The 7,610-nt window shown below is 53.9% G+C and carries 5 protein-coding genes and 1 riboswitch; of the genes, 2 read left to right on the top strand and 3 right to left on the bottom strand.

Annotated features, from left to right (window positions below; genetic code table 11):
• Positions 1 to 104 precede the first annotated feature (104 nt).
• The gene (locus ABD851_RS05070) at positions 105 to 1,802 is read left to right on the top strand and encodes an arylsulfatase (protein ID WP_344976384.1); all 1,698 of its coding nucleotides are present in this window, start codon (positions 105 to 107) and stop codon (positions 1,800 to 1,802) included.
• Positions 1,803 to 1,906: 104 nt separating this feature from the next.
• A riboswitch (TPP riboswitch) is annotated at positions 1,907 to 2,000 on the top strand.
• Between the two features lie 138 nt (positions 2,001 to 2,138).
• Positions 2,139 to 4,529 carry a TonB-dependent receptor gene (locus ABD851_RS05065; protein ID WP_344976376.1) on the top strand — a complete coding sequence of 797 codons (2,391 nt, stop codon included), beginning with the start codon at positions 2,139 to 2,141 and terminating at the stop codon, positions 4,527 to 4,529.
• On the opposite strand, the gene argH is transcribed toward ABD851_RS05065, so the two are convergent.
• From argH to ABD851_RS05050, 3 genes are read right to left on the bottom strand one after another with little or no spacing between them, the layout of a single operon-like run.
• The gene (argH, locus tag ABD851_RS05060) at positions 4,526 to 5,857 is read right to left on the bottom strand and encodes an argininosuccinate lyase (protein ID WP_344976373.1); all 1,332 of its coding nucleotides are present in this window, start codon (positions 5,855 to 5,857) and stop codon (positions 4,526 to 4,528) included. The genes ABD851_RS05065 and argH overlap by 4 nt on opposite strands.
• A complete protein-coding gene (locus ABD851_RS05055; RefSeq protein ID WP_344976368.1) occupies positions 5,835 to 6,473 on the bottom strand; it encodes a GNAT family N-acetyltransferase in 639 nt (212 codons plus the stop codon). The genes argH and ABD851_RS05055 overlap by 23 nt, the downstream gene beginning before the upstream one ends.
• A complete protein-coding gene (locus ABD851_RS05050; protein ID WP_344976365.1) occupies positions 6,470 to 7,534 on the bottom strand; it encodes a M20 family metallo-hydrolase in 1,065 nt (354 codons plus the stop codon). The genes ABD851_RS05055 and ABD851_RS05050 overlap by 4 nt, the downstream gene beginning before the upstream one ends.
• Positions 7,535 to 7,610 lie beyond the last annotated feature (76 nt).

The raw sequence follows: 7,610 nt of genomic DNA, 5'->3' as shown, positions 1-7,610 counted from the left end.
TTACTCCAGTTTATCAATTTCAAAAATGGACTCAAAATTTCAAAGATCAAACACGCATTATGTTTTTAATAGCACAAGACGTTTGTTCTTATAAAAAGAACAGGATGAGCAAGCAAAACATCTCCCGGAAGCAGGCGCTGAAACAACTTGGCGGACTGGCACTGGGCCCCTGCCTGGCGCCGTCTTTCCTGTTATGGGGAAAAGACGGACACCGGCCGACAACATCGTCACAGGACATAACAAAACGTCCGGCAAAGACTCCTAAGCAGCCGCACATCATCCTGATCATGACCGATCAGCACCGGGGAGATGCGCTCGGCTGTGCAGGAAATCCCGCCATCAAGACCCCGAACATCGATGCGCTGGCCAGGGAAGGAACGCTTTTCAACAGGGCTTATAGCTCAGCGCCAAGCTGTACCCCGGCAAGGACCTGTCTGCTTACCGGAATGGACCCCTGGCATCACGGTTTGCTGGGCTACGGGCGCGTGGCGCGAAAATACAAATACGAGCTTCCCCGCATGCTGGGGGAAGGCGGGTACTATACGTTCGGCATCGGCAAAAATCATTGGTTCCCGCAGAAGGCCCTCCATGGATTCAATGGCACGCTGGTGGACGAAAGCGGCAGGATAGAGCAGGAAGGCTATGTAAGCGATTACCGCGACTGGTTCAGGCTGCAGGCACCCGGAGAAGACCCGGATAAAACCGGTCTGGGCTGGAACAGCCGGCTGGCAGGGCCCTACGCGCTTGATGAAAAGCTGCATCCTACCCACTGGACCGGACAGACCGCCGTCGAATTCATTGATAACTATAACCTGGACGCCCCGCTTTATCTCAAAATTTCATTTGAAAGACCCCACAGTCCCTACGATCCTCCGCAACGCTATATCGACATGTATGCAGGAGCAGATATCCCCGCTCCTGCAAAAGGAGAATGGGACGGCGAAATCTATAATTATTCCGAAGATGACACGAAAAGGAAGGCTATTCCCCGGACAGGACCGGCGGATGCGGCCATCGGGGATTTCGGAGAAGCCGAAGCCAGGAAGACAAAAAAGCACTACTACGCCAGCATCACTTTTATTGACGACCAGGTGGGAAAGATCATTGCCAAGCTAAAAGAGCGGGGCATGTACGATCATGCCGTTATCTGCTTCACCGCAGATCATGGCGATGAGATGGGAGACCATTATCACTGGAGAAAAACATACCCGTACGAAGGTTCGGTGCGGATACCCTGCATCTTTAAATGGCCGGCAGGTTTTGACACGGCTGTCAAAAAGGGAAGCGTGCTGGATGCACCGGTGGGACTGCAGGACTTTCTGCCCACCTTTCTTCAAGTCTCCGGACAGCAGATACCTGCCAATATGGACGGAAAGAGCCTGTTGAAGCTTATCCGCGGCGAGCGCTCCGGATGGCGCAAATATATCGGCATAGAGCATGCAACCACTTACTGGAAAAATAATTACTGGGCGGCCGTCACCGATGGCAAAGCCAAATATATCTGGTTCTTCCGCACAGGCCAGGAACAGTTCTTTGATCTGGGGAAAGATCCGAAAGAAAGCCGCAACCTCGTCAATGCAACGGAGAGAAAAGACGAAATAGCGCTGTGGCGCAGCCGCCTGGTGGAATATCTTCAGGAAAGGGGACCGGGATTTGTACAAAACGGGAAACCGGCAAAACGAACAGAGACCCTGCTCTACAGCCCCCATTACCCCGATACGGATGAAACAGCGGCACAACAGCTGAAAGACTGGAACAAGGAAGAACGGGCAAGCTTTACGATAAAGAAGACCGGCGATTAGCCTTTCCGGAACGAAAATTATTTTTTGTTTTTTTAATTCCATACGGCTTTAATACCTTTGCTACGGGAATGCAGGAGGAGCCAATGCTCCTGTTCATAAATCAACATTCCTCCTCGGGGTGCCTTACTGACAGGCTGAGATCATACCCGTTGAACCTGGACCGGGTAATGCCGGTTAGGAAAGGTAAGCGATGATTTTCCTTACCTGTTTTTTGGTGTTTGCGTTCTACCCCGCAAGTTGCTTTATGCAATATTGCGGCGGCCGGTGCGCTATGACTTAACAGCATGCTGCAATGGCGTCGACAAATGCCGGCTGCATCGCAAAAAACAGTTTATCATGCAAAAAAAACTCCGGCTGCTGACGCTGCTGCTGGGAATGAGCATCACAGCTTCTGCACAACTGCATTTCTCAGGAAAAGTACTGGACGATCAGAACGGAAAACCCCTAACAGACGCTACAGTGCTGCTGCAGGCCCGGCGCACCCACGCGGACCGGACCGGACCGGAAGGCGGTTTCTCCTTTTCAGGATTACCCTCAGGCAACTATACCCTTACGGTCCGCTATATCGGCTATCGGACCATTACGAAAACCATTGTCCTGGACCAGGATGTCAGCGGCTATACCGTCCGGCTCACCCATACCGGCCTCTTCGTAAAACCGGTGGAGATCAGCAGCCTGCGAGCAGGAAAAGACGCGCCCTTCACGCGCTCCGAACTTTCTGCGGAAGACCTCAAAAAAGATAACCTGGGTCAGGATATTCCCTACCTGCTCAACCAGCTTCCCTCAGTGGTGACCGGTTCGGATGCGGGAGCGGGGGTAGGCTATACCAGCCTCTGGGTGCGCGGTACCGATGCATCCCGGATCAACGCCACCATCAACGGCATACCCATGAATGACGCCGAATCGTCGGCCGCCATCTGGGTAGACCTGCCGGACCTCATTTCTTCCACCGGCAGCCTGCAGCTGCAGCGCGGTGCCGGCACTTCCACCAACGGCGCCGGCGCTTTCGGGGCTACGCTCAACCTGAGCACCAATGAGTTTCATGAAAAAGCCTATGGGGAGATCGACAATTCCTACGGCTCCTTCAACACCTGGAAGCATACCGTAAAAGCCGGTACCGGATTGCTCAACAACCATTTTACGGTCGACGCACGGCTTTCCTCCATTACCTCCGACGGCTATATTGACCGCGCTACCTCTGATCTCAAATCCTTTTATACTTCGTTCGCTTACCTGAACAAAAAAACATCCCTGCGCTTCAATCTTTTTTCGGGCAAGGAAAAGACCTACCAGGCCTGGAACGGGGTACCGGAAGATACCCTGAAAGCCGGCAACCGCACTTATAACGGGCTCGGCCTGAAACCGGACGGCAGCTATTATGAAAACCAGACGGACAATTACCTACAAACCTATTATCAGCTCTTCCTCAACCAGGAGATCAACGAACGCTGGAACTTCAATGTCGCCGCCTTCCTTACCCGGGGAAAGGGCTATTATGAAGAGTATTTGCCGGATGAATCCCTTTCCGGCTACGGCATCCCCGATGTGATGCTGCCGCACGACACCATCCGGCAGACTGACCTCGTACGGGACCGCTGGCTGGACAATTATTTCTACGGCACCGTCTTCTCCCTCAACCATACAGGGAAAGGGCCGGACTGGAATCTCGGCGGAGGCTGGAACCGGTACGACGGTAAGCATTACGGGGAAGTGATCTGGGCAAAATACGGCGCCGATAAGGATTTCCGGTATTATTACAACATGGCGCACAAATACGATTTCAACCTGTACTGGAAAGGAGAACAGGCCATCGCCGGCGGATTAAAGGCCTTCCTGGATATTCAATACCGCTCCGTGCAGTACAACATCAACGGATTCGACAAAAATCCCGACCTCGTAAAACGGAATCATTTTGACTTCTTTAATCCCAAAGCCGGCCTGAGCTACAGGCTTTCTCCAAAAGACCGCCTGTACGCCTCCTATGCTGTTGCCCATAAGGAGCCCAACCGCGACGATTTTGAAGCCAATACCGAAAAGCCGCCCAAAGCAGAACAGCTGCAGGATCTCGAAGCCGGCTATGACCGCAACGGGGATGCTTACCGGATACACGCCAATGTATATTACATGAGTTACCGGAACCAGCTGGTACCTACCGGCAGGATAAACGACGTAGGCGCCTTTACCCGTTCCAACATCCCTGAAAGTTACCGGCTGGGTCTGGAGCTATCCGGGACGGTGCGTTTCGCCCGCATCTTCAGCGCGGAGGCCAATGCCGCTTTCAGCCGCAACCGGATCGACCATTTTACGGAATATATAGACGACTATGATGAGGGAGGCCAAAAGAAGGTGGAGCACGGCGAAACAGATATCGCGTTCTCACCCGATGTGGTAGCCGGGTTTACCTTCACGGCTACTCCGCTTAAAAACCTGGATATCTCGGTACTGGGAAAATACGTAAGCCTTCGCTACCTGGACAATACCTCCGACAAGGATCGTCGCAGCCTCGATCCTTATTTCGTAAATACCCTGCGGATCAATTATACCTGGCACCTGCGCTGGATAAAGGAAATCGGCCTGAACCTGCTGGTAAACAACCTGTTCAATACACGATATAACACCAACGGGTATACGTACAGCTATATCGAAGACGGAGCCCTGCACACGGAAAACTCTTATTTTCCGCAAGCCGGCACCAACTTTCTGGTCGGGGTGAGCCTGGGATTTTAATGCAGCAGCTTTTCGAGGGCGGCCTTCACCTTGTCAAAAGGAAAGCCTTTCAGCACTTTATCCATCATAGACCGGATCTCGTCGTTGCACAGGTTGCCGATGCTGCCTTCATGGGTATGGTGCAGCTCGCCCTCATATGAAAAAGTACCAGCCTCTATGCTGCGGCCTACTTCGCGGTAGGCATCGCGGAACGGGACGCCTTGCAGGACCAGCCGGTTCACCGCTTCCACGCTGAAGAGATACCGGTATTTTTCATCTTCCAGAATATGCTCCTTCACCTGCATCCGGCTGAGCATCAGGCAGGTCATCTGCAGGCAATCGCGCAGGTTTTGAAAGGCCGGGAAAAGATGGGTTTTCAGCAGCTGCAGGTCACGGTGATACCCAGAGGGCAGGTTCACCGTCATCATGGCGATCTCGTTCGGCAGCGCCTGTATCTGGTTGCAATACGAGCGGATCAGCTCAAACACATCCGGATTCTTCTTATGCGGCATAATAGAAGAGCCGGTCGTCAGCTCGTCGGGAAAACTGATAAAGCCGAAGTTCTGGTTCATATACAGGCAGACATCCATGGCCAGCCGGGCCAGCGTGGCGGCGACATTCGCCAGCGCCTGCGCCACGATGCGTTCCGTTTTTCCCCGCCCCATCTGGGCATAGACCACATTATAGTTCAGGTCCTCAAAACCCAGCAGCTCCGTAGTCAGCCGGCGGTTCAGCGGAAACGAAGAGCCGTAGCCTGCGGCCGAGCCCAGCGGGTTTTTATTGGCTACCCGGTAAGCCGACTGTACGGTCAGCAGGTCGTCCGCCAGGCTTTCCGCATATGCGCCCAGCCATAACCCGAAAGAAGAAGGCATGGCAATCTGCAGATGGGTATAACCGGGCAGCAGGTGATCCTTGTATTTTTCGCTCTGGGTCTGCAGCAGGTCGAAGCAATCTTTTACCTCCCTTACCAGCACTTCCAGCTCATAACGCAGGAACAGCTTGATATCGACCAGCACCTGGTCATTGCGCGAGCGGCCGCTGTGTATCTTCTTCCCCGCGTCGCCCAGCTTGCCGGTAAGGATCAGCTCCACCTGCGAATGCACATCTTCCACATCTTCCCGGATCACGAACTGCGAGTCGAGCGTGGTGGCGTAAATATGTTTTAGCTCCTGCACAAGCAGATCGGCTTCCCCCGCATCGAGCAGGCCCACCCGGCTCAGCATCTTCACATGAGCAATTGAGCCCAGCACGTCAAACGGCGCCAGCAGCAGGTCGAAGGCGCGGTCTTCCCCTACGGTAAATTTCTCGACCTCGGCCAGGGCGCTTTTATCTTTTTGCCAGAGTTTCATCCGTTAATATTTTGTTTGGGTACATCGTTATCCGTTGTAATAATTTTTCTTTCACTTCAGGCCATTCTTCACGAATGATACTGTAATATACCGAATCCCGGAGGCGGCCGCCGGCCGTGATCATATGGCGTCGGAAAACACCCTCCTCCCGGGCGCCCAGACTGAGGATAGCCCGCCGTGATTTTTCATTCAGCATATCCGTTTTAAGCTCCACCCGGTTCATGCCCATCGTCTCAAAAGCATATTCAAGCATCAGGAGCTTCATATGCTTGTTCAGCCCCGTACCCTGGAAGCTTTCCCCGATCCAGGTAGCCCCGATCTCCAGCCGCTTATGTGGCAGGCTGATACTCATCAAACGTGTGGAACCCGCCGTAGCCCCGGCCTGCTTATCAAAAATCAGAATTGGAACGGCCTCCCCTTCTGTTCTTTGACGCACCGCCTCTTCTATATATTCCCGGAGCTGCGCTTCGCCGGAGATATCCTGCAGACCCATCTTCCAGAGCGAGGGCTGCAAGGCCACAGGCAGCAGCGCTTCCACATCTGCCGTTTCCAATGGTCTCAGCCGTACACGATCGTTTTCCAGCACAGGAAAATAGAACTTATTATCTGTTCTCACTGCATTACCTGTTTTAACAATTCAATATACGTTTCAATCCCTTCCCGGATCTCCTGCAGCCAGATGAACTCATCGGCGCTGTGGGAACGGGCGGAATCGCCGGGCCCAAGCTTTACCGACTGGGCAGGGATCAGCGCCTGATCCGAGGTAGTGGGCGATCCGTACAGCTTTTTCCCCATCCGGATGCCGGCCTGTACAAAGGGATGATCCTTCGAGATATGGGAACTGCGCATCCGGAGCGAGCGGGGCTGTACCGTACAGCGTACATGCTTCCGTATGGTCTCCAGGATTTCTTCGTGCGTGTACTGGTCTGTTACCCGCACGTCTACCGTAAAGTTACAAACTGCCGGCACAACATTGTGCTGCTGGCCCGCCTGTATCACGGTAACGCTCATCTTCACCGGTCCGAGGGTTTCGGAAACCCGGGGAAATTGCCAGGTCCGGAACCATTCGATATCGGGAAGCGCCTTATAAATCGCATTTTCTCCCTCCTCACGGGCCGCGTGCCCCGCCTTTCCGGCTACACTGCAATCCAGCACCAGCAATCCCTTTTCGGCTATGGCCAGCTGGGTAAGCGTCGGCTCACCGACGATGGCAAAATCCACCGGCGGCAGCTGCGGCAATACCGATTCCACACCGTTGGGTCCCGAGATCTCCTCCTCGGCGGTAATGGCCAGCGCCAGGTTATATTTCAGGCCCTTTTGCGGATAGAAATGTAAAAAGGCCGACACGAGACCTGTCACGCATCCTCCGGCATCATTGCTGCCGAGCCCGTACAGCTTGCCGTCTTCGATATCCGGCTTAAAGGGGTCGCGCGTATAGGCGGGATTGGGCTTTACCGTATCATGGTGCGAGTTCAGCAGGATCGTAGGCTTTGCCGGATCAAAATGAAGGTTGAGGGCCCATACATTATTTCCCGTGCGGGAATGGGCCACCTGCCGGACACCCAGGAAACGGGTCAGCACGGCGGCGGTCTGCTCTTCCTCGCGACTGAAAGAAGGGGTCGCAATCAGCTCCTGCAGCAGACTTACCGCATCCCGGTATAACTGTTCATATTCCATAACCTGGTTTTTCCGCTCAGCCGGATATATCCTCCTGCAGCTTCGCGGGGAGTGATGATACAGGCGGCACCCTGTT

Source organism: Compostibacter hankyongensis, assembly GCF_039541075.1.
GTDB classification, from domain to species: Bacteria; Bacteroidota; Bacteroidia; order Chitinophagales; family Chitinophagaceae; genus Compostibacter; species Compostibacter hankyongensis.
The sequence above is the reverse complement of the archived record's forward strand: the minus strand, read 5'-3'. Positions and strand labels throughout refer to the sequence as shown.